This is a genomic window from Methylocaldum sp. GT1BB (assembly GCF_051027545.1).
Taxonomy (GTDB): Bacteria; Pseudomonadota; Gammaproteobacteria; order Methylococcales; family Methylococcaceae; genus Methylocaldum.
In genome coordinates, this window is the sequence record NZ_CP194902.1 from 2,205,741 (window position 1) to 2,228,250 (window position 22,510).

General features: G+C 58.9%; 22 protein-coding genes. 4 read left to right on the plus strand and 18 right to left on the minus strand.

The window, feature by feature from the left end; translation table 11 throughout:
* Window positions 1-27: 27 nt before the first annotated feature.
* Window positions 28-387, minus strand: a complete 360-nt coding sequence (locus ACR2TX_RS11165) for an exosortase system-associated protein, TIGR04073 family (protein WP_077732753.1) — start codon at window positions 385-387, stop codon at window positions 28-30.
* Window positions 388-521: 134 nt separating this feature from the next.
* A complete protein-coding gene (locus ACR2TX_RS11170) occupies window positions 522-2,141 on the minus strand; it encodes a B12-binding domain-containing radical SAM protein (RefSeq protein WP_086134958.1) in 1,620 nt (539 codons plus the stop codon).
* A gap of 430 nt (window positions 2,142-2,571) precedes the next feature.
* On the opposite strand from ACR2TX_RS11170, the gene ACR2TX_RS11175 reads away from it, so the two are divergent.
* Together ACR2TX_RS11175 and ACR2TX_RS11180 are read left to right on the plus strand one after the other, a co-directional pair.
* A complete protein-coding gene (locus tag ACR2TX_RS11175; RefSeq protein ID WP_086134957.1) occupies window positions 2,572-2,835 on the plus strand; it encodes an AbrB/MazE/SpoVT family DNA-binding domain-containing protein in 264 nt (87 codons plus the stop codon).
* The gene (locus tag ACR2TX_RS11180) at window positions 2,822-3,211 is read left to right on the plus strand and encodes a type II toxin-antitoxin system VapC family toxin (protein WP_086134956.1); all 390 of its coding nucleotides are present in this window, start codon (window positions 2,822-2,824) and stop codon (window positions 3,209-3,211) included. Before ACR2TX_RS11175 ends, ACR2TX_RS11180 begins: the two co-directional genes overlap by 14 nt.
* 92 nt (window positions 3,212-3,303) lie before the next feature.
* Here the strand turns inward: ACR2TX_RS11180 and ACR2TX_RS11185 are convergent, their stop codons facing one another.
* The 16 genes from ACR2TX_RS11185 to cysT form a co-directional block, all read right to left on the minus strand.
* On the minus strand, window positions 3,304-3,513 hold the full coding sequence (locus ACR2TX_RS11185; protein ID WP_077732749.1) for a type II toxin-antitoxin system HicB family antitoxin: 210 nt from the start codon (window positions 3,511-3,513) through the stop codon (window positions 3,304-3,306).
* Window positions 3,514-3,591: 78 nt separating this feature from the next.
* A complete protein-coding gene (locus tag ACR2TX_RS11190; protein ID WP_086135004.1) occupies window positions 3,592-4,812 on the minus strand; it encodes an ABC transporter permease in 1,221 nt (406 codons plus the stop codon).
* Window positions 4,812-5,531, minus strand: coding sequence for an ABC transporter ATP-binding protein (locus tag ACR2TX_RS11195; protein ID WP_077727850.1), 720 nt, complete (start codon window positions 5,529-5,531; stop codon window positions 4,812-4,814). The genes ACR2TX_RS11190 and ACR2TX_RS11195 overlap by 1 nt, the downstream gene beginning before the upstream one ends.
* Window positions 5,532-5,535: 4 nt before the next feature.
* A complete protein-coding gene (locus tag ACR2TX_RS11200; RefSeq protein ID WP_434132166.1) occupies window positions 5,536-6,669 on the minus strand; it encodes an efflux RND transporter periplasmic adaptor subunit in 1,134 nt (377 codons plus the stop codon).
* A 36-nt stretch (window positions 6,670-6,705) separates the two neighbouring features.
* The gene (locus ACR2TX_RS11205) at window positions 6,706-8,226 is read right to left on the minus strand and encodes a TolC family protein (RefSeq protein ID WP_434132169.1); all 1,521 of its coding nucleotides are present in this window, start codon (window positions 8,224-8,226) and stop codon (window positions 6,706-6,708) included.
* Window positions 8,227-8,232: 6 nt separating this feature from the next.
* Entirely contained in the window at window positions 8,233-8,673 is a 441-nt protein-coding gene (locus tag ACR2TX_RS11210) for a periplasmic heavy metal sensor (protein ID WP_077727853.1), read from the minus strand.
* The gene (locus tag ACR2TX_RS11215) at window positions 8,670-9,101 is read right to left on the minus strand and encodes a hypothetical protein (protein WP_077727854.1); all 432 of its coding nucleotides are present in this window, start codon (window positions 9,099-9,101) and stop codon (window positions 8,670-8,672) included. The genes ACR2TX_RS11210 and ACR2TX_RS11215 overlap by 4 nt, the downstream gene beginning before the upstream one ends.
* A gap of 10 nt (window positions 9,102-9,111) precedes the next feature.
* Window positions 9,112-9,804, minus strand: a complete 693-nt coding sequence (locus tag ACR2TX_RS11220; RefSeq protein WP_205780624.1) for an RNA polymerase sigma factor — start codon at window positions 9,802-9,804, stop codon at window positions 9,112-9,114.
* A gap of 167 nt (window positions 9,805-9,971) precedes the next feature.
* Window positions 9,972-10,781 carry an RMD1 family protein gene (locus tag ACR2TX_RS11225; RefSeq protein WP_240502348.1) on the minus strand — a complete coding sequence of 270 codons (810 nt, stop codon included), beginning with the start codon at window positions 10,779-10,781 and terminating at the stop codon, window positions 9,972-9,974.
* A gap of 19 nt (window positions 10,782-10,800) precedes the next feature.
* Window positions 10,801-11,205, minus strand: a complete 405-nt coding sequence (locus ACR2TX_RS11230; RefSeq protein ID WP_077727855.1) for a DUF1992 domain-containing protein — start codon at window positions 11,203-11,205, stop codon at window positions 10,801-10,803.
* Between the two features lie 17 nt (window positions 11,206-11,222).
* On the minus strand, window positions 11,223-12,008 hold the full coding sequence (locus ACR2TX_RS11235) for a ParA family protein (RefSeq protein ID WP_077727856.1): 786 nt from the start codon (window positions 12,006-12,008) through the stop codon (window positions 11,223-11,225).
* 437 nt (window positions 12,009-12,445) lie between these two features.
* Window positions 12,446-13,807: a chromate efflux transporter gene (chrA, locus tag ACR2TX_RS11240; protein ID WP_077727857.1), complete on the minus strand. Its 1,362-nt coding sequence runs from the start codon at window positions 13,805-13,807 to the stop codon at window positions 12,446-12,448.
* A 290-nt stretch (window positions 13,808-14,097) separates the two neighbouring features.
* A complete protein-coding gene (locus ACR2TX_RS11245) occupies window positions 14,098-14,688 on the minus strand; it encodes an RBBP9/YdeN family alpha/beta hydrolase (protein ID WP_077727859.1) in 591 nt (196 codons plus the stop codon).
* Between the two features lie 13 nt (window positions 14,689-14,701).
* Complete coding sequence (locus tag ACR2TX_RS11250; RefSeq protein WP_156881875.1) at window positions 14,702-15,796, minus strand: sulfate ABC transporter ATP-binding protein; 1,095 nt, start codon at window positions 15,794-15,796, stop codon at window positions 14,702-14,704.
* A 106-nt stretch (window positions 15,797-15,902) separates the two neighbouring features.
* Window positions 15,903-16,781 (minus strand): sulfate ABC transporter permease subunit CysW, encoded by an 879-nt coding sequence (cysW, locus tag ACR2TX_RS11255; RefSeq protein WP_077727861.1) that lies wholly within the window; start codon window positions 16,779-16,781, stop codon window positions 15,903-15,905.
* A gap of 19 nt (window positions 16,782-16,800) precedes the next feature.
* Window positions 16,801-17,622 carry a sulfate ABC transporter permease subunit CysT gene (cysT, locus tag ACR2TX_RS11260; protein WP_086134954.1) on the minus strand — a complete coding sequence of 274 codons (822 nt, stop codon included), beginning with the start codon at window positions 17,620-17,622 and terminating at the stop codon, window positions 16,801-16,803.
* A gap of 1,539 nt (window positions 17,623-19,161) precedes the next feature.
* On the opposite strand from cysT, the gene ACR2TX_RS11265 reads away from it, so the two are divergent.
* Together ACR2TX_RS11265 and ACR2TX_RS11270 are read left to right on the plus strand one after the other, a co-directional pair.
* The gene (locus ACR2TX_RS11265) at window positions 19,162-20,496 is read left to right on the plus strand and encodes a glycosyltransferase family 2 protein (protein WP_077727863.1); all 1,335 of its coding nucleotides are present in this window, start codon (window positions 19,162-19,164) and stop codon (window positions 20,494-20,496) included.
* Window positions 20,496-22,433, plus strand: coding sequence for a polysaccharide deacetylase family protein (locus ACR2TX_RS11270; protein ID WP_166642502.1), 1,938 nt, complete (start codon window positions 20,496-20,498; stop codon window positions 22,431-22,433). Before ACR2TX_RS11265 ends, ACR2TX_RS11270 begins: the two co-directional genes overlap by 1 nt.
* Window positions 22,434-22,510: the final 77 nt, after the last annotated feature.

Consider the following 22,510-nt stretch of genomic DNA (forward strand, 5'->3'; position numbering starts at 1 on the left):
CGACGGATCGTTCGAAACGCTTACGAATTACAAATAAGCGTCACCATAGGAGGTGGATTTTTCGAAGTTCTCCCACACATAGGCCGGTTCGACCAGGCTCTTGGTCGGAATCGGACTGGTGATGACGTCGAAAACGCCGGATGCGGTCCTGCCGAGCGTGTCCAGCGTACCCATGATCAAGCCGCCAGCGCTCCCGACGACGGGATTGGTCTTCTTGCTTGCGCCTACGATATTTTTCGGAACTTCCCCAATCCCGGTAAACAGATTTGCAAATCCCCTCGTGAACTTGTCGCCTACCTCGGAAAAGTAGCCGTCCGCGTGACCGGCCGGTGCATGGGCGGCGATCGCAAGAGCTACGGTCAAGGTAAGGGATTTTACGTTGCGCATGGTTGTTTCCTCAGCAAGTCTTGTTGTTATATAGTTTCGTGACGAAACTAAAGTGTAGGGGGGCGGAATTGCTTAAGTCAACAGCCATGACAACCGGCCTGGTCGCCTCGTGCGAAAGGCTTGCAAGGCCGGGCTCAGCCTTCGGCCGATATGCTGGATTGATACCGAAGCCAGTTTTGGTTCGTGTCCCGGTCGAGTTCGTCAATCCGACGATCGATGGCGCCGATGACGTAACGCGAATACGGGCCGAGATGCAGGTACATCGCCATGAGACTGACAGCGAGACGCAAGGCCTGCGGGTTGGTTTTGGCGCAGTTCATGAAGGTCTGCCAGAATGCGTCGCGCAATTCCGGCAATTTGTTGAAAACCTTGTTGACCGTTTCGACGGCGCCGACTTTTCGCCGGGCGTCCCCTTTAGGTAAGTCGCGAGGACGATCGGATCGGTCCAGCAGGCTGACCAGCCGATTGATCCGTCCGACGTAGGCGACCGGGTCATACACGCGCTGGAGAATGCGCCGGTAGTCGTCAAGCACATCCCGGAGCGGGCGCAAGGTGTCGAAATTCAAACCACTGGTGCATTGGTCGCCGGCGTCCACGTCCGGCATGATGTCATGGCCCGGATGGAGGCGCCCCTCCCGCTGTAGCCGCCGGGTCAGCTGTGTATTCGGCAATGCATACAGAAGCCCCACCATGCACACCGGAATCGCCGCCGCCTCGATGAAATCCGCCATGGCATCGGCGATCGAGTCCTTTTCGCTGTCGAATCCGACGATGAACCCGGCAGTAACCATCATGCCGTAGGAGTAAATCTTGTGGATGCTCTCGACCAAGTCGCGGCGGGTGTTCTGCCTTTTCTTGGTCGCGATCAGAGTCTCCGGGTCCGGACTCTCGATGCCGATGAAGACGAGGAAGAAGTTCGCCCGTTTCATGAGTTCGAGAAGCTCGGTGTCTTCGGCGAGATTGATCGAGGCTTCGGTCGAGAATTCGAAAGGAAAGTCATGGGCTTCCTGCCAGGTTATGAGTTCGGCCAGGAACGCCTTTACCACCTTCTTGTTGCCGATCAGGTTGTCGTCCACGAAATCGACGTGCCCCCGGTAACCCATGGAATAGAGTGCATCGAGTTCGGCGAACACCTGCGTCGCGGTTTTGGTGCGCGGCACCCGTCCGTAAAGCTCGATGATGTCGCAGAACTCGCAGGTGAACGGACAGCCCCGTGAGAACTGCAAACCGACGTAAAGATAATGCTCGAATTTGAGCAAATCGAAACGCGGGATCGGGCTCTTCGTGACATCGATCTGGAACTTGGGGGCGGTGAACATCCCCGATCGTTGTCCACTCTCCCAGGCATCCACGAACGTCTGCATAATGCCCTCGGCTTCTCCGAGAACCAGGAAGTCCGCCGAACGGTAAACGTGCGGACTCGAGGTCGCATCCGGCCCGCCCACGACCACGGGCGTGCCCATGATGTGGGCTCGTTCGATCAAGTCGAGCGTATCGGGCTGCTGGGTAATCATGCCCCCCGTCATCACCATATCGGACCAGGCGATATCCTCGTCGCTAAGCTCCTCGGTGTTCCGGTTGACGAGACGGATATTCCATTCTCGAGGCAGCAATGAAGCTACGGTAACCAAGCCAAGCGGAGCGGCCGGATAACGTGCGCCCACCAATTCGCAGGCTTCGGGGTAATTCCAGAACGATTCCGCTTTGAAGCGCGGATAGATCATCAAAACATTGCAGGAGGCCACTTCCTTCATGATGTTCTCCGATCCATGGAAATTAGCAGGGGGCGTGGGATTTGACCCAACAGTGCGCTTCTGAAAGATACCTGTCAAGGTCCAGATTCGGTCTGTTCGCATGACGTAAGTGGCTTTCTGTCCGGCATGTGTTACAGCTGAAAGCAAGACAGAACGCCCGCACGTCATTGTCTTGACAAGCGTTCAAGCCGGGTAGAGTGGGAGGATTCAGCTCCGGAAAACGTTTCGGTAGAGTGGGGCGGCGAACGAGACCGACATTCGCAAGGTCTGTAGATGCCGGTTTGAGCTCGGATTCTGCACGGTTGCATTCTGGATGACGGACTGACTCGTCCAATCGGAGCAAAAAGCAAGAATCTCTTTTCGTTGGCTTATTGACGGATGATGTTCTTAAGCACAAAATCTTACGTTTGTCTTACATTGGGTATGCGCCATGGAGACCACCAAACTTTCGAGCAAAGGCCAAGTGATCATTCCCAAAGGGTTTCGAGCGGCCCACGGTTGGGAAGCAGGGCTGGAGCTGGTTGCCATCGAGGTTGGCGACGGCATTCTGCTCAAACCGAAAGTGCCTTTCGAGGAAACCGTTCTCGACGAGGTTGCGGGCTGCTTGCGGTTCGAAGGGAAAGCCAAGAGCGATGAAGAAATCGATCAAGCGATACGCCAGCACGTAAGGAAGGAATGGCGTGATAGCGATTGATGCCAATATTGTCGTACGACTTCTCACCCGGGACGATCAGGCTCAATACCAGGCCAGCTACCAGCTCTTCCGGACGGCCGAGATCTTCATACCCGATACGGTGATCCTGGAAACCGAATGGGTGCTGCGTTATGCGTACGACTTTAAACCCGCGGAAATCTGCTCCGCATTCAAAAAGCTATTCGGGCTCAAAAACGTTCATGTAAACAATGCCCAGCTTGTCGCGCGGGTGATCAACTGGCACGAAGCCGGTCTGGATTTCGCCGATGCTTTCCACTTGGCGAATAGCGAGCGGTATTCGTCCCTGAAAACATTCGACGAGCGGTTTATCAAGAAGGCTGGCGGCTTGTCGGATTGCTTGGTGGGAAAGCCCTGATTCGCCTGTAGGCTGGGTCAGAGAAACAAGCCCCAGTTTTTATAGGCCGCGAACGCAGAGTGAAGCTGGGGTTCCGCAAAACGGCCATTGACTCATGCGTTGGCAGCAAGCGAGAAATGAATCGGAATTGGGCGACTTTCTCCTTGTTCCAGGCGCTCGGCAATGACGCGCAGGGCAAGAGCTTCAACCTTGACCATGGCCTCCTCGGCATTTGCGCCATAGGCGAGCACGCCCGGCAATTCAGGAACTTCGGCAAGCCAACGGCCATCCTCTTCTTGCTCGTGTTCGATACAGAAATTCATGGATTTTCCGGTTGGTAAACGTAACTGAACTTAGTCCTACTATAGATCGCGAAAATTAAGGCGGTTTACCCACGTTCATCACTGATACCGCAACGCCTCGATCGGCCGAAGTTCGGCCGCCTTGCGGGCGGGATAAAACCCGAAGAAGATGCCCACTGCCGCGGCGACGGTGAAGGCGAGCAGGATGGACCAGAGGGTGACGACCACGGTCATGCCGCCCAGGCTGGCGGCGAGCCAGGCCCCGGCGAACCCGATGGCGGCGCCGATCAGGCTGCCGGCCAGGGAGATGATCAGGGCTTCCAGGAGGAATTGCAGCAGAATATCCTGCCGCCGCGCGCCGATGGCGAGGCGGATGCCGATTTCGCGGGTCCGTTCGGTCACCGAGACCAGCATGATGTTCATGATGCCGATGCCGCCCACCAGGAGCGATACCGAGGCAATGGCGCCCAGCATGACCGACATGGTGCGGGTGGTTCCGGCGGCGGTTTGGGCGAGGGCGGTCAGGTTGCGGACCGTGAAATCGTCTTCCTGGCCCGGCCGGATGCGGTGCCGGGTGCGCAAGAGTTCGATCAGGCTTTTCTCCGCGCGCGGCATCGCTTCGCTGGAGCGGGCTTTCGCCATGATGAACCGGACCATCCCCGGAAACGGATTGCCGAACAATTGGCGCTGCGCTGTCGTCAAGGGCACCATCGAGGTATCGTCCTGATCGCGTCCGTCGAGACTCTGCCCTTTGGGTTCCAGGACGCCGACAACGAGGAACGGGCTGTTCTTGACGCGGACCGTCTTGCCGACCGGGTCCTCATTGCCGAACAGGTTTTGAACGACGGTCTGCCCGAGCACGATCACCCGCGTCGCCGAGCGTACGTCGCTGTCGGTGAAGACGGTGCCGGAAACCGGATGCCAGTCGCGCACTTCGAAATAGGCCGGGGTGGTGCCCATGATGGAAGTTGCCCAGTTGTTGGGGCCGTAGATCACTTGCGCGATGTTGGAATAGGCGGGTGCGACCGAGGCGATCTCGGGCAGTTCGCCGATGGCCTGGGCATCGGTGACGGTGAGGGTGGGCACGGTTCCGCCGCCCATGCGCACGCCGCCCGAGGTCGACGAGCCCGTCAATATGATGAAAAGATTGCTGCCCATCGAGGCGATCGCTTCGCTCACCATGGCCTGGGCGCCCTGTCCGATCGCCATCATCAGCACCACGGCGCCGACGCCGATGATCATGCCGAGCATGGTGAGCGCGCTCCGCAGCCGGTTGGCGCCCATCGCCTGCAGCGCTTCTTCCAGTAAGGTGCCGAACATCATGAATGTACTCCTCCCAGAATCTCTTCCACCGGACCGTCCTCGGCGATATGTCCGTCCACGACATGAATCAGGCGCTGGGCATGGCGCGCCACGTCGGGCTCGTGCGTCACCAGGACGATGGTCAGGCCCTCGTTTCGATTGAGTCGTTCGAATAAAGCCATGATTTCTTCGCTGGTATGGGTGTCCAGATTGCCGGTGGGCTCGTCCGCCAGAATCAGCTTCGGCGAATTGGCCAAAGCGCGGGCGATGGCTACCCGCTGTTGCTGTCCGCCCGAGAGTTGCGGCGGCCGATGGCCGACACGGTGGCCGAGGCCCACTTCTTCGAGCAGCTTCCGCGCGCGCGCCTCGCGCTCTTCGCGTCCCACGCCGGCATAGAGAAGCGGCAACGCGACATTGTCCTCGACCGTCTTCCGGGGCAGCAGGTTGAAGCCCTGGAAGACGAAGCCGATGGTGCGGTTGCGCAATGCGGCCAGTTCATCCGGCCCGAGTCGGGCGGTATCGGTGCCGTTCAACACGTAACGGCCGTCGCTCGGAATGTCGAGGCAGCCCAGGATGTTCATCAAGGTCGATTTGCCGGAGCCCGAAGGCCCCATGATGGCGACGAACTCGCCGGCATCGATCGTGAAGTTCAGACGATGCAGCACGGGTACGGTTCCGGAATCGCCGACAGGATATGTCTTGACCAGATCGACGACTTCGATGAGTGACGGAGGCATACCCTTAATGCATCCTGACCCTAAAGGAGCCGCCGGTACCGCCGCTGCCTCGGCCCGAATCGGCAGCGTCTTTTCGCTGGTCTTCGGTGACCAGCGGATCGTCTTCCTTGAGATCGCCTTCGACCAGTTCCACGAACTTGCCGTCGGTGATTCCCGTGCGCACCGGGACGGCCACCGGATTTCCTTCTTCCAAGCGATAAACCGCCTTCCCCTTGGGCTTGGGGGTTTTCGTGTCTTCCGCGCCTTCCGTCGGCTCGTAGCGTAGCGCGGCCACCGGCAGCCTGAGTACATTCTTGCGCTCGTCGACGACGATGGTGACGAAGGCCGTCATGCCGGGCATGAGGATTTCCTCGGGATTGTCGACGTCGATCACGACGTTATAGGTCACGACGTTTTGGAGAACCTGCGAGTTCAGACGGATCTGGCGCACGGTTCCGACGAAATCCCGTCCCGGAAACGCGTCGACCGCGAAATGTACGGTTTGGCCGACCCTCACCTTGCCCACGTCCGCTTCGGCGACCGTGGTGTCGATCTGCATTTTCTTCAGGTCCTGGGCGATGGTGAAAAGGGTAGGGGTCTGGAAGCTCGCGGCTACGGTCTGGCCCACATCCACGTTCCGCGACACCACAACGCCCGATACCGGCGAGACGATCACGCTGTAGCGCAGATTGGTCTCGTCGCGATGCACCTGAGCGGTGGCGGCGGCCACTTGCGCCCTGGCCGCACCCAACGCCTGTATCGCCGCATCCAATTCGGCGCGGGAGATATAGTCCTGCCCGAACAGGGCGCGAGCACGCCGCTCGTTGGCCTCCGCCAGCTGCAAAGATGCGCGGGCATTGGCCACGTTGGCGCGGCTCTGATCGAGCTGGGCGCGGAACAGGGCCGGGTCCAATTCGGCAAGCACCTGGCCTTCGCGGACTCGATCGTTAAAGTCGGCGTGGAGCGTCTGGACCGTACCGGACACCTGGGTGCCGACGTTGACCAGCACCACGGGATTCAAGGTTCCATTGGCGGAAACGGTTTGCTGGATATCGCCCCGGGCGACCGGAGCCGTGCGGTAGGCGGAGGCATCGGCGGCATGCCGGTTCTTGTTCCACAGTACGAATCCGCCGGCGACCAGGGCCAAGATGAGCAACAAGATTAAGAGTTTCGAACGCGACATCATGAACCTTGATTAAGGGAAATTGGTCTTTTTTTCCACCGCCCGCGAACTGGCGCCGATCTCGGTCGGATCCAGAGCGCCTATCGCCTGCGCGAGGCGGGCTTTGCCGATGTGCCAGTTATAGCGGGCCTGGACGTGCTGCAAGCGGGCATTGGCAAGATCGGCTTCGGCGTTCAGAAGTTCCAGAATGCTGCCCGCTCCGGCTTTATAACGGCCCAAGGCTACCTTTTCCGCCTGGGTCGCGCTTGCCAAGAGATCGTTCGTGCTGGACAGCGTTTCCCGCGTGGTATTCAAATCGAAATAGGCGCGCCACACGTCGAGAGCGATCGTTTGATCCAATTGATCGCGGGTGGCTTCCTGGACCGATACCTGTTCCTCGGCGCTCCGAATCTGGTAGGTATTGGCGAATCCGGTGAATAGCGGCACGCTGAGTTGCAGACCGACCGACCAGCTTTGGAAGCTTTGCGAGATGCTGGAATCGCTGTAGGCGTAATTGCTCACCAGCGAAACAGTCGGCAGGCTGCCCGAGCGCGCCGATCTCACATTCGCCTCGGCCGCTCGGACCTGGGCCTCGGCCGCAGCCAAATCCGGACGCAACGCTTTCGCTTCTTCGATCAAGGCTTGCACGTCGCGTTCCCGTTCCGCATCCGGCTCGATGAAGGCGGGCGGCTCGATGTCCAATGACGCATGGGGCTTGAGGCCCATGGCGTTGGCCAGAACTCCCAAGGCATTCTGCGCGTCGCCGGTGGCTCTCTGGCGGTTGAGTTTGGCTTGCGCGTAGGCGGTTTGAGCTTGCAGCTTGTCGGCGAGAGCTGCCGCGCCGACCTCGTAACGAAATGCCGCCGCCTCGAATGCTTCCTCGCTGGACCGTTCGGAAGCTTCGGTGGCTTCGAGCGCCGAGCGGGCCGCGAACAACTGGTAATACGCTTGCACTGCGGTGAATAGCACGTTCTGCAGCGTCGATGCGTGGCTCCAGTTGGCGGCATCGAGCGCCGCCCGCGCATTTTCCAGTCGCGCGGATCGGCCGCCGAAATCGAACAGCAGATAGTTGAGGCTTACCGAGGGCGTGATCCGGAATTGTTCCCTGCCCCCGAAGGTTCCGCCACTAACCCCCGTTCCCAGGGGGAAGCCTTGCAATTGGCTTTGGGATACGCTTCCGGAGCCGGTCTGGCCGTATGAGGCCGTGGTGTTCAGGTTGACGGTAGGGAGGTAGGCGGCTTCCGCCACGCCGAACTGGGCCGCCTGAACCCGTGCGTTCGCCCAGGCTTGGCGGGTTTGCGGATTGTGGCAAAGCGCCTGGTCGATGATTTCGAGCAAGGACCAGGCTTGGCCGGCGTGTGCATCCGCCGGGCAGGGATCGCCCAGTCCGGGTTTCCGGACCGATCGCGCCGGAGTCGGCGCCACGGCTTTGCGAGTGTCCAGGGGATCTTCGAGAAACGGCGGACGTTCCGCCGCCGGCAAATCGTCGGCCAAGAGCATGCCGGCCAACAATAAGAATCTCAGCCCGGACGCGGGGCGTGGTCTGGCATTCATGCGTTCTTAGCGTTCGGGTTTTTCGAGCAAGCGCCGGCGTCCCTCACCCGATAATTCGGGCGCGGCCGTCAAGATCACCGTGTGCAGCGTGGTTTGCAGGGCGGTCATAGCATGGTCGCTTCGCTCCAATGCCGCTTCGAGAAGGTGCCGGTCGAACGGCTCGGCTTGGAGCGTCCGTCTGACCTCGTCGCGGGAGGCGCGCACCGCCTCGATGCGAGATACGAGTTCCGGCCGCTGCGCATCCAGGATGCTGCGGAACGTCGAGGCATCGTGCTCCGGCAATCGTGACGTGAACCGTTCTTCGAAAGATTCGATCGACAACCACGGACGCCGGTGCGTGTGTTTATAGGTGCCGACGCCGAGCCAGGCTGACAGAAACACGTTGAGTAGGAGCGAGCCCAGAAGAATCCAGGCGGTGGTTCGGGACGACAAGCTGAAAGGCTTCATCGATCGCTGAAATCCTCTTGCATGGGGGTAAGGGCAGCCGTGTTGAGCCAGTCCTCGGAGGTCGTGCCGTTGATTCCGCCGTACCAACCCAAAAGACAACCCATGATGAGCGCGAGACCGAAGGTGGCCACGCCCGGCCAATACGACGCAAACGGCCAAACGACGATGTCGGTCGGCGGCGCGATAGCGGAAACGGGCTGCTGCGGCAATGCGAGGGCTCGTTGGCAGATATGTTGCGCAAGCTGCTCGGATGGCGTTTCGATGCGCCAGAGATCGAGCAGACGGTCGATGCGCTCGGCCTCGGTGCGTTCTGCTCGAAAGCGCGAAGAGCCCGCCAGCCGGCGCCAGATCCCATGCGGCTTTGTCGGCCAACGCCGGGTATCGGCGCCGAAGGCGGCGAAATGATGTTTGAGGCGGGTCAATAGCATCGGACTCCTCCTAAGTTCGGATCAATGGGGCCAGACGTTCGCGTAGTGTGCGGCGCGCCCGGACCAGCAAAGCTTCCAAAGCGCCCACCGAGATCTCGAGAATTTCGGCGGCTTCGGCATTGCTGAACCCTTCGTAATAACACAGAACCAGGGCGCTCCTCTGGCGCATCGGCAGTTCCTCGACCGCCGAGGCGATCTGTTCGGCCTGCTGTTGCTGAGTCAGCACGGATTCCAAATCTGCGGCTTGGATAAGCGGTTCGTCGTCGCCCCAGGGCTCGTATCGGTCCCTGCGGCGGCGATCGATGCACAGATTGACGACAATCCGTCCCAACCAGACGGCGAAAGTGCCTTTTTGCGGGGACCACGCCGCGGCGTTTACCCAAACCCGCAGAAAGGCTTCCTGCACAACTTCCTCGGCCTCGGCCGATACTCCGCTGATCCGCCGCGCCAGCGCATACATCCGGGGAGTATGGCGATGGACCAACAACGAAAATGCGTCGTGATCGCCTTGAGCGACCCGACTCATGAGGATTTCGTCGCGGATCGATGCGGTATCGCCGTTCTGCTCCTGTCGGCGGGACTGAAATCCGGTTCCGGATGTCATGATCGAGCAGGACAAATCGTTCACGACCAGTTGCTGTTTAGGTACGCCGATTCGATCGGAACGGCGGTGAGTGGATCGGCGTCCCCGATAGGCGAGCATCGTAGGTCGGCAATCCTTTGCCGACGCATGTATCGGCAAAGGATTGCCGACCTACCAAAAGAGATTGGTACCGGGGAAATTCGCGAAAACGCTTTCATATCTCTATATACGCAGGTACGGGAAAAAACCTGCGCGCGCTGAAATATCGGAAAACGGGGGCAGGACGGTCAGAAGAACTTCTCGTGCAGAGACAGGATGACTTCCATCACGATGAGAATGACGATGTACCACTCCACGCGGAGCGTCTGGCGGCTGTTGACCAGGTCCAGATAGGTTTCGGCGGTGCGGGAGATCAGTTCCAGCTTGCGCGATAGCGCCAGATCCCGATCACGCAGTTCGTATTCGTAGGCCAGCCTCTCATAAAGGCGGTCGAGTTCGATGTCTTCCCAGGTGATTTCCGGCTTTTCGGTGACTTCGACGCGGCCCACGGTCCGGGTCAAAATCAACAAGACGTTGCCGATTTCGTTGAGTATCTCTTTCTTGTCCCGGGCGGGGCCTAGGCCCTGGCTCAGGCGTTCCGCCAGCCGCTCGACGCGGTCGAAGACCTCTCCGACGCTGCGTTCGTAATAACCCAGCACGCAGCTTTTCGCCAGCACGTGGGCGACGACTTGCAGCCGGCCCGTAGTCGCTTCGGTAAGACTCAATCGCCCATTTGTATCGAAGCGCTCGGGCCGGTCGGGATCGATGATGATGTCTACCTCGTCCGATTCGGGGTGCGCAAACGGATTTTGGACCGACGGTGCCAGGCGCTCGAGGATTTCCGTTTCTTCGGATCGGGTGAGACCGACGAGCACGACGACGCCGAAGCGAAAAATGAGGCTGTAACCCCTTGGACCCACCAGCATGGTCAGCGGTCCCACGGCGAGCCGGCTGCCGCGCTCCAGATCCCGAATATCGATGCGGGTCCCGAGAAACCAGGCCCGTGCGCGTAAAAGTTGGGCGGCTTCGGTCGCCTTTTGAATGTCCTCCGTTTGCACCGGCTCTGGTCCTTATAGGCTATTCATCGCGTTTCGAAGCGGTATGCCGCTCGCCGAATTTTTCGGCGACCTGCTTGTAATAACGGTCGTGCAGCGCCAGGTTGCCGCCGCGCATTTCTCCCAGCCGCTGCACGAGCAGATGCAGCCGATTTAAACCCTCCCGGTATTGCGCCGATGAATCGTCGCACAGCTCGATCAGTCGGCCGACGTCTTCGATCTCCCGCCGCAAACGCACTTCCTCGGGAACATAGCCGGCGTTCTTGAGAACCCGGTACGCCATGCGCAGATCGGCAGGCACCAGGGCCAGTTCCTCTTCGTCGGGTACGGGTTTGCCGGCGCCGGGCAAATCGTTCAAATCGCCGCGCGCGATGGCCTCCCGGATTTTTTCTTCCGCGATTCGATCGAGAAATGCGAGCGTACTCATGGGGCTATGGAAAAACCTTAGTGATGCCTCTCGTGAATTTCCCGGTGCAGTGCCTTGTATTCCTCGGAGAGTTTGTGCTCCGGCGCGTAATGGATCAGCGGCTTGGATTCGCTATGGGATTCGCGCACCTTCACCGAGGGCGAAAGCTTGGTCTGCAATACCGGATGGCCTTCCGAGATCAGCTGGTTGACCAGTTGCTGAGGCAAATTGGCGCGGCCCTGGAACTGGTTGACGATGATGCCTTCGATTTCCAGCGCGTCGTTGTGGTCCGCCTTGATCTCGCCGATCACGGCCAGCAGGTTGTACAGCGCTTCCCGCGAAAAGGCGTCGCAATCGAAGGGAATCAGGCAGCGCCGGGCGGCGATCAAGGCCGATCGGCTGTAGAAGTTGAGTACCGGCGGCGTGTCGATATAGATGCGCTCGAATTCGCCGAGAGCATCCAGCGCCTCGCGCAGCTTGTAAATCTTATAACGGGATTCGAGCCGGCTCTGCAGCGGTTCCAATTCGGGATGCGAGGGCACCACATAGAGGTTAGGGAACGGCGTTTCGTGTATGGCGCTATCCAGCCCGGTGTTCGGGCTCTTGCCGAACAGGTTCAGGCTTAAGGTGTCCTTGAAGAAGTGGGCGATGCTGGCGTCCGGATCGGCCACCTTCTGGCCCAGCAAATAATGGGTGGAGTTGCCCTGGATATCGAGATCGACAACCAAGGTTTTCTTGCCTTCGGCGGCGCTGATGGCGGCGAGATTGCAGGCAATCGTGGACTTACCGACGCCCCCCTTTTGATTGAAAATAACGCGGCGCATAGAAGTTCTCTTGATGGATGGGTAAAAAATATCCAGAAAAGTATAGAGAACAATAGCATCCGATAGCTAGGGAAACCCCGAACAAATGAGGAAGCCGTTTGTGTCCGGCCTGCGTCTCGCACCCTTCCAATCGCAAACGGACCTTTAGTCGGTCCCTTCCAATCGCAAACGGACCTTTAGTCGGTCCCTTCCAATCGCAAACGGACCTTTAGTCGGTCCCTTCCAATCGCAAACGGCATCTCTGGGAGCGCCAGAGCTGCCCTTCCGACAAAGCCCTTCGCCGAGCCGATACGTCGGCAAGGGATTGCCGACCTACATATCCGAATCCCTTACACCGATTCGGAAAACGCTCTCTGGGAGCGCTAGAACGACCCTTCCAGGAGCGCCGGAGCCACCTTTTCAATCGCAGACGGTCGCTCGGAAATGCCGAAACCCGATCAAAGAACCGCGAGCCGATAAACGAGCCCCGCCATGGCACAAATACCGATCAGAGGAATAACGCCCAGCTTGAAGCGGAGCAATGCCGTCGCCGAGGTTAGAGCGATTCCCACGGACAGCCAATCGACAGGGCCGTTCAGGCCGTTGGGCCAGAACAGGTGATAAGCGAAGAACACGGCAAGATTCAATATCACGCCCACCATGGCGGCGGTTATGCCGGTCAGGGGCGCGGTGAACTTGATGTTGCCATGGGTCGCTTCCGCCAGCGGCCCGCCCAGCAGGACGAGCAGAAACGACGGCAGAAACGTGAAATAGGTCGCGATCACCGCCCCGGCGGCACCTCCGAGCAAGGGCGCGCCGTCGATCAAATCCTTACTCCAGCCGGCCAGGAAGCCCACGAAGGTAACCACCATAATCAAAGGACCCGGCGTGGTTTCTCCCAATGCCAGCCCATCCATCATTTGGGGAGCGGTCAGCCAGTGGTAATGCTCGACCGCCCCTTGATAAACGTAAGGCAGCACCGAGTAGGCGCCGCCGAAAGTCAGCAGGGCGGTTTTGGTGAAGAACCAGCCCATCTGAACGGCATCTCCCTGCCAGCCCCGATCCTGATCCAGGAGCGCCAGGATTCCTCCCCACGAAATCAGTCCGACGATCGCCAGGGCCATCAGCCTCGGCCGGGACAGCCTGGCGTGATCCGGCGTCGGCGTGCGGTCGTCTATGATCGATGGACCGAAGTTCTTGTCGGGGTTGCCGTGATCATCCGCGGCCCGGAAAAATCGCGGTGCGAGACGTCCGCCCAGGGCACCCAGCAGGGCCGCAGCCAGAATGATGGCGGGGAAAGGAACGGAGAGCACCGAAATGGCAAGAAAGGCCAGCACGGCGATGCTCCAAAGGACGCCGTTTTTCAGTGCCCGTGAACCGATGCGATAGGCGGCGAAAACCACGATCGCCACCACCGCCGGCTTGATGCCGTAGAGCACGCCGGCAACCGCCGGCAGACTGCCGAAAGTCATGTAAATCCAGGACAGCAGGATCAGAATGGCCAGAGAGGGCAGGATGAACAGGACGCCGGCGGCGATTCCGCCTCTGAGGCCATGGAGCAGCCAGCCGATATAGGTGGCCAGTTGCAAGGCTTCCGGCCCCGGCAGGAGCATGCAGTAGTTGAGGGCATGAAGATAGCGCCGCTCCGAAATCCAGCGCCGCCGTTCCACCAGTTCCTGGTGCATGATGGCGATTTGCCCGGCTGGCCCCCCGAAGCTGATGAAGCCCAGTTTCAGCCAGAACCGCAAGGCTTCGCCGAAGTTGACGGTGGGATTTTCGTTTGTAGCGAGGTATTCGATCGGGCCGTTTTGCTGATCCATTATTATCCGAGAAACGGCAGTTGGACGTGACGGAGTGTGCGGCGGGCGGGTCGCCTGGCAAGGCGCGACGCCGCCGCGGGGTAGTCTCCCGCAAGAAGGAGCAACGCCGCCAGGTGGCCCGCCCGCCGTGCAATCGGGTGCGTAGCGGCTTCACCCAAAAGGTGAGATTGATGCAGGGCGGGACGTTCAGGATTCATCGGGCTTTTCTGGTGCATCGAAGCGGTCAACTGCCGTTTCTAGGATTATTGGTGCCGAAACCTTGGGCGACCCAATAACGGCCGCGACATATTTTAACCGTCAATCAACCGGCGCAGCAGTTCGAATCCTTCTTCCCAATCGTCCAAGCCGCTCGATGCATTGATATGTCCGCACGGCGCGATCTCGACAAGTTGGCTGCCCCAAGCCGCCGCACAGCGCCGAGCGTAATCCGGGCTGCCGTAGGGATCGTCGGGACTGGCGACGACCGTACTCGGGAATGGGAGGTTCATGCGGGGCACCGGCGAAAAGCCTACGGCGCCACTTGGAAAAGTCGCCAAAGAGGGATCGGGAGGTGCGACCAGCAATGCGCCATGAATCGAACGCCCCATCTGCTGGGCCCAGTGGGCAACGAGGAGACACCCCAAGCTGTGTGCAACGAGTACGGTGTGCGGTCCGGATTCCGATACGGCGATTTCGAGTTGCTCGATCCAGTCGCCGCAAACCGGATTATTCCATTCTTTTTGTTGAACCCGGCGGAACTCGGGATGCTTGATTTCCCATCGGGTTTGCCAGTGTTCGGACCCGGAGTTGCCGATACCGGGAACTATGAGTACCGGGTTTTGAATGCGAACCTCAACTATCGGTACAACGTCTCGTCGGATGGGCGCAGGTCGATAAGCCATGTCGATTCCCCGGCTACCGATTGACGGCTTCCAGCGTCGTTTCCCGCTTCGTGTTGCCGTCGAATGTCCTAAGGCGCTTCGGCTGTAAGTAAACTTTATCGCCTTCGCTCAAGCCTTTGCGGCCGAACTGGTCGCGGGTCAGTTCGACTTCCACGGACCCGCGATCGTCGATGCGTTCCAGTTCGATGCGCACGGTGGCTCCCAGCGGACGGATATCGCGTATCTTGGCGGCGATGGTGCAGGTGCCGCCGCCGTCTCGCAGGATCTCGATTTCATGGGGCCGTACGTAGAAGATCGCCGATTCCGGATGATCGGAGCCGCCGGTGAGGTCCACCTGGGTTTCGCCGATACGGGCATGGCCGTCGTGGATGCGGCCGTGGAACAGGTTGACGTCGCCCAGAAAGTGGTAGACGAAGGGCGTTTCCGGGTGGTCATAAACTTCGTCGGGCGTCCCGATCTGCTCGACCCGGCCCTCGTTCAGCACCACCACGCGGTCGGCCACTTCCAGAGCCTCTTCCTGATCGTGGGTGACGAACACGCTGGTGACGTGCAATTCGTCGTGCAAACGTCGCAGCCAGCGGCGCAAATCCTTGCGGACCTTGGCGTCGAGTGCGCCGAACGGTTCGTCGAGGAGCAGCACCTTGGGTTCGACCGCCAAGGCTCGGGCCAAGGCGATGCGCTGGCGCTGGCCGCCCGACAACTGGCCGGGATAACGGTCGGCCAGCCAATCCAGCTGCACCAGGTTCAGCAAGTCGTGTACCTTGCGCCGGATTTCGCTTTCCGAAGGTCGCTGACCTCGCGGCCGGACCCGAAGACCGAAGGCGATGTTCTCGAATACCGTCATGTGGCGGAACAGGGCGTAATGCTGAAACACGAATCCGACTTGCCGTTCCCGTACGTGGCGGTTGGTCGCATCCTCGCCGTAAAACAGGATAGAGCCCGAATCGGGTGCCTCCAGCCCCGCGATGATGCGCAGCAAGGTCGTCTTGCCGCAGCCGGAAGGCCCCAAGAGCGCCACCAGTTCGCCGCTGCCGATGTTCAAGGTAATGTTCTTAAGAGCCTTGAATCGGCCGAAGGATTTTTCCACGTCGTTGATTTCTATGCTCATATCGGAGTGCTCCTGGATTTTTGTAGAGCGGCTTAGCAGGGATGGACCTTCTGATTCGGCGGGTTACGCTTTCGGCGGGTTACGCTGCGCTAACCCGCCCTACGACCTACGATCGATCGACGGTCTGCTGTTTGATGCGCCATTCGAGAATGCTCTTGGCCGCCAGCGTCACCAAAGCCAGCAGCGCCAGCACGGAAGCCACCGCGAACGCCGCGGCGCTGTTGTATTCGTTGTACAGAATCTCCACGTGCAGCGGGATGGTGTTGGTCATTCCCCGGATATGGCCGGACACCACCGATACCGCGCCGAATTCGCCCATGGCGCGCGCGTTGCAGAGAATCACGCCGTAGAGCAGGCCCCATTTGACGTTGGGCAGGGTGACGCGCCAGAAGGCCTGCCAGCCGGAGGCGCCCAAGACGATCGCGGCTTCCTCTTCCTCGGTGCCCTGCGCCTGCATGAGCGGAACGAGTTCGCGGGCTACGAACGGAAAGGTGACGAAAATCGTGGCCAGGACAATGCCGGGGACGGCGAAGATCAGCTTGATGTCGTGCTCTTGCAGCCACGGGCCGAGCCAGCCCTGGAGTCCGAACAGCAGCACGTAGATCAGTCCCGAGACCACCGGCGATACCGAGAACGGTAGGTCGATCAGGGTCATCAACAGGCTTTTTCCCGGAAATTCGAATTTGGCGATAGCCCAGGCGGCAGCGATGCCGAACACCAGGTTCAGCGGCACGGCGATGGCCGCCGCCAAGACCGTCAGCCACATGGCGGAAAGCGCATTGGGCTCGATCAGCGCGGCTCCATACGCAGCCCAGCCTTTGCCGAGGGCTTGGGTGAATACGACGGTCAGCGGCAAAAACAGAAAGCCGAACAGAAAAGCCAGGGCCAAAGCGGTCAGCAGCCAGCGGACGAGCGCCGGCTCGCGATTCGTACGGCTGGCGGTGCGGGTTCGGCTGATCGATGAAGGGAGGGCAATCGAAGACATTTGGTATTCCTTGCAAATGTTAAGCGCGGCGCAGTTGGCTCCAGCGCTGGAGCCCGTTGATGGCCAGCAGCAGGCCGAACGATACGATCAGCATGGACACGGCCAAGGCCGTGGCGCCGGCGTAGTCGTACTGTTCCAGCTTGGTGATGATGAGGAGCGGCGTGATTTCCGAAACCATAGGAATATTGCCGGCGACGAAAATGACCGAACCGTATTCGCCGACGGCGCGGGCGAAGGCCAGGGCAAATCCGGTCAGGAGCGCCGGCAGCAGCGTCGGCAGGATAACCTTTTGAAAGGTCTGCCAGCGATTGGCGCCGAGGCTGGCCGCGGCTTCCTCCAATTCGGTCTCGAAATCCTCCAGGATCGGCTGAACCGTGCGGACGACAAAGGGCAGGCCGATGAAGGTCAACGCGAGAATCACGCCCAGCGGCGTGTACGCGATCTTGATCCCCAAGGGAGTAAAGATCTGGCCGATCCAGCCCTTGCTCGAATAAAGTGTCGCCAGCGCAATGCCGGCCACGGCGGTCGGCAAGGCAAACGGCAAGTCGACGAAGGCGTCCACGAGCTTTTTGCCGAAGAAGTCGTAGCGGACCAGAACCCAGGCCACCAGCAGCCCGAATACGGCATTGATGCAGGCACCGGCCAGCGCGGCCCCGAAAGTCAGCTTGTAAGAGGCCAAAACCCGCGGGGCGGTAATCACTGTCCAGAATCCGTCCCAACCCAGCGTGGCGCTCTTCAGAACCGTTGCCGAGAGGGGCACCAGCACGATGAGACTCAAGTATGTCAACGTGAATCCCAGGGTTATCGAAAAACCGGGCAATACTCCATGTTTTTTCAGCATCGCCAAGAGAGCTCCCATCAGGTGTGAGGTTGTTTGCTTGTACGATAACAGCGCACGGTTATTCTCAAAAATAATAAAAATGCTTGTTATTATAACCAGAAGTCATTATTGGGCAGGTACAACCGGCCAAGGTCACTCAATGAAATCGACCTGGCTTGGCTATCTGATCGCACGGCAATTGGAGTGTCACCTTGCCGCAGAAATTTCGGAAGCAGTTTTGGCTCAACGCAGCCGCATGGGTCGTATGAGAGATTCTTGGCAGCGCGATGATCTCGCCCGCCGGTTGTGTGGGACACGCTACCGAGCGGGTGAGAGCGATTCGTCACCGCAGGCACAGGTGCCTGGTCCTCGTGCCGACGGTAGATCCGTCCGGGCTTGGTTTGCTTCCACCACCGGCACGATCCTATGGGCATGTTCTCGTGACAGGCGAACCGGCGGTGGAAGAGCCACCGCTTGCGCATTGATCTGAGTCTTCAAAGCATCATAAAAAAAAGCAAGGGTTCCGCCGCCCCGGTGTCAGAAAATTTTACAAGTCATGGGCCGGTCGCCGGTAGCGCATTTGCTATCACGAAATTAAGAAAAATCAAACTTTTACGAAAGATCAGGTCAGGTTTTTGGCAAGGCTGAGCTTTCAAAGCTAACTGCATATCAGGTTTCTACGAAACATCGAAGGATCCGGATGTTTCAGGGACTTTACGGCGCCAATTTCCGTGTTACCTAGAAAGTGTATTGAAGAACAAATAGATGAATGTCTGGCACAAAAATTGACTGAACTGTGGCAGCGTCTGGAAAAGGCGCTTTGTGCGCAATCCGGCCGTTCATCTTTTATTAGGATTGCGTCCCGGCGAGGGGCATTCGTCGAGCGAGACTCGCGGATCTCAAGGACGCGGCCGGGCGAAATAATCGGCATTTGCTGTCTTCACGCCTACATACCGACAAGGATAAGGATGATGTCGTATGAAAACGATTGCAGGAAAAGTACTAGCCCGCATTTCTCACACCCCTTCCAATCGCAAACGGGCCTTTAGTCGGCCCCTTCCAATCGCAAACGGTCGCATCGGGAGCGCCGAAGCGACCCTTCCTACTGCGGACGCCGCCCAATCGCAAACGGTCGCTTTAGTCGCGACCCTTCCACTTACTGTGACACGCCGTCTTTGCGCTACGCCATCCGGCTGCGCACAAAGTCCAGGGCAGCCTTCCTTGGCCGCCCGCTCAGCGGGCCCATCCTTCACCGGAGGATGGGCTTCTCCGCCTCGCCCCTCTCGCTGGCTCGACGTAGTGTCAGCTACGCCTTCGCCGTCGCTCAGTCCGTGCGGCGCGCCACAGCGGCGTCTCGACGCCCTCGCGACGAAAGGGTGTGAGAAATGCGGGCTAGTCTGGTGGTCCTCAATAGCGCGAGCGTCGCCAGGTTTCAATCAAGCTTATTGAAAAGCTGTCTCGATTTCCCGATCGGGTTTTGATCGGCCTCGGCCCACCACATCGAGGCTTTCGACATTCCGCTATTGCTGCCGGTCAATAGCTGTTTTAAGGAGAAAACGAATGTCAACAACGGAATATTTCCTGTCTTTAGAAAGTTTGCCCGACCAGAATATTCAGCACCCGACTAATCCTGAATCTACGGGATTTAACCGCACATTCATTCGTCTGATCGCAATAGCATTGATAGCGTTATGCATGGCGGTCGTATTGGGGGTACGCTGGAGCAATTTTACCTATTACTGGTACCAGCCGTTCGTGAATGCCTACTCGATTACGGTTGGAGTATTTATTATTTCGCGCTTCGTGCTTTCCGTTTTTTATAAACCGCCGAAGGATGTCGGTATAGCGCCTACAGTCAGTATCATCATTACCGCTTTCAACGAAGAAGAAGCGATTTACCGAACTGTCGAATGCTGTTATTCCGTCGATTATCCGCCCGAGAATTTCGAAGTGATTGTCGTCGACGATGGATCGACCGACGGTACATTGAGGGAAGTCAGTCGCGCTCAAGAACGCTGGCCGCAACTCACGCTGGTGTCCTTCGATCGCAATAAAGGGAAACGCGAGGCGATGGCGGCCGGAGCCCGCGTATCGAGCGGGGAAATCCTGGTTTATGTGGACTCGGACAGTTTTGTCCGGCGAGATGGGATAAAAAAAATCGTCCAGGGCTTTGCCGATCCCACGGTCGCCGCGGTAGCCGGACATACCGAGGTCGCAAACGTCGCAGAAAATGGCCTCACCCGGATGCAACAGGCACGCTACTATGTGGCATTCCGAGTTATCAAGGCCGCTGAGAGTATATTCGGCGCCGTTACCTGCTGTCCCGGTTGTTTCTCCGCTTACCGCCGTAGTTGTGTGATGGAGGTTCTCGATCGCTGGCTCAACCAGCATTTTCTCGGCGTTCGCGCTACCTTCGGAGATGACCGCAGCTTGACCAATATGCTGCTGCGCAAATATCGCGTGATTTACTCGGGAGAAGCGATTGCTACGACTATCGTCCCCGAAAAGCATCGGAAATTTCTCAAACAGCAGCTGCGCTGGAAAAAGTCGTGGTTCCGAGAAAGTTTAATCGCCGCGACTTTTATGTGGAAAAAACCTCCGCTTGCAGCCGTCGCTTTTTATGCCCAATTGCTGTTCCCGATAGTGGCTCCCATCCTGATACTTCGTATGTGTCTATGGCTGCCGATCGCCAATAACGATTTCATATCGCCGATGGTGTACTTTCTCGGCACGGTAATGATAGGGCTTATGTTTTCGGCTTATTACCTTTTCTGGAAATCCGATAGAAACTGGATTTATGGCCTTTATTTTACGATTTATTACATGATCTTCTTGGTTTGGCAGATGCCGTATGCGATTGCCACTCAGCGAAACAACGGATGGGGGACGCGGTGATGGCCACGAAGCAAACAGTTGTCGTAAGCGAGTTTCCCAGCAGCGCGCACCCGGTCGGACATTGGCGCAATCTGTTTTGGTGGATAGCCTTGGCCGTCACGGTGACAGCGATTCTGCAAGGTGTGGAATACATGTCTAGCGCGTCGTCCTCACCCCCGCCGGCCCCGATTATGGCTGGACAGGAGAGAGAAGCGTTCGTCGCGCTGGTGTTCGGCAAGATCAGCTCCTCGCGCGACTCCGCGATTCCGACGGAGTCATTCCGGGCTGATATGACAGCTTTGAAAAAGGCCGGTTATTCCACGGTGCGGCTCGCACAAGTGCGCCGGTGGCAGCTTGATGACGAGGCTGCGCTGCCGGAAAAACCTCTGTTGCTGACATTCGACGAAGCGTACAGGGAAACCCTGGAGACCGCGGACGAGGTGTTCGCGTCCGTGGGCATGACGGGAGTCGTATTCGTCAATCCGAGCTTGCTGGATCAGGCCAATATCCACATGGTTTCTTGGCACAGACTCAAACAGCTGGTCAAGAGCGGTCGCTGGGAAGTGGGCGTATCCGGCTGTCAGGATTCCGGTGTTGGAGGCTTTACATCGACCGAAGTTCTGGCGCAGAGATACGCCCGAGAGCGCAAGGTACTGGAGCAGAGGCTCGGACAGCCCATTATCGCCGCGGATTGTTCGCGTGCCTGGAACGCGGATCAGAGCGGCGAAGCCGACATCTGGCCCCAGACCTTGAAAGCGGCGTCTCTTTCCGTGGGTTTTGTTACCGGTCTTTGGGGAGCCAACTACCGGGATGACCCCTGGTCCGGTCTCAGACGAATTCGGGTGTCGAAGGAGTGGAGCGAAGCGGATCTGCTCGCTCGGCTCGAAGCCCATGCACCGCGCCGGAAGCCTTTCATCGATCACTTTCAAGCCGCTCGTTCTGCCCCGGACTGGGTGGTGGACAGAGGCGAAATCGCCATCGAGGATGGCGCGCTTCGGGTGGCCAGCAAGGAGGGAGAGCAGGGGGCGCTGGTCATGCTCGGCGGCACGGAGCATTGGCAAAATGCCGGCGTGGAAGTGCAACTCGAGGGACAACCGCAAGGTCAATTTTGGATTTCCTTGCGGCAACGACAAGGCGAGCCGTTCGTCCGGCTGGGCGTTTCCGAGGGGCTGGCTCTGCTCCAGGCACGCAATAAGGACGGTAGCTTCAATCAACTCGCGAGTCGGGAAGTGCTTTCAGGGACTATCACCTTAGCGTTGCGAGTCGTTGATTCCCGAGTGGTCGCATCGGTAAACGGACGTCCGCTGTTAAAGCGGCCGGCCGAGATGCCTGCGGGATCCGATTACGGTCCCTTAACGCTCGCGGTCTGGAACGAAAGCGATGAGGATCCGGCGGGCGCGGGCAGCGCATCCGTGCGCCTGAACTGGGTAAAGGCAGAACCGTTGCCGCAAAAATACGGGATCGTGGCCGCGATACCCGGGGCAGCCGCCTGGACAAAGCTTCGCCGCGAAGTCGATGATCTTTACATGCTCAGCCCAAAGTATTTCACCTGGGCGAGCGGGGGCACGCATAAAGAGGTAGAGAATCGCGACCTTGCCGTGGAGATCTTCGCCCGCCATCATCGGCTCAAGTTTTTGCCGGCCTTGATCCTTGAGGACAACATTCGGTCATCCGAGACCGTCGCGCTGGCCGAGCAGGCATTGAATTGGGCGGCAGACCCAGCATTCGACGGCCTGAACATCATCATGAAACGCTCCACCGCCGGGGATCGGCAATCGAAAGACTTTCTCGCCAATCTCGACGCGCGCATGGCGGCGAAGGGCAAGATCTTGGCCGTCACCATGGTTGGCGACATAGGGCAGGACGTATTCTCTCTCAGCCGCGACGACTTGGTGCTGGTGAAGGATGGGGGCAACATAGTCTCTGAAGATGAATATACCGTGGCTTCTGTGCCGTGACGGCAGTCGGAGCCACGGGAAACGTGGCGCAGAAAATTTCCAATGGCACAGATCTTGGCAAGCAGATGAAACAAATC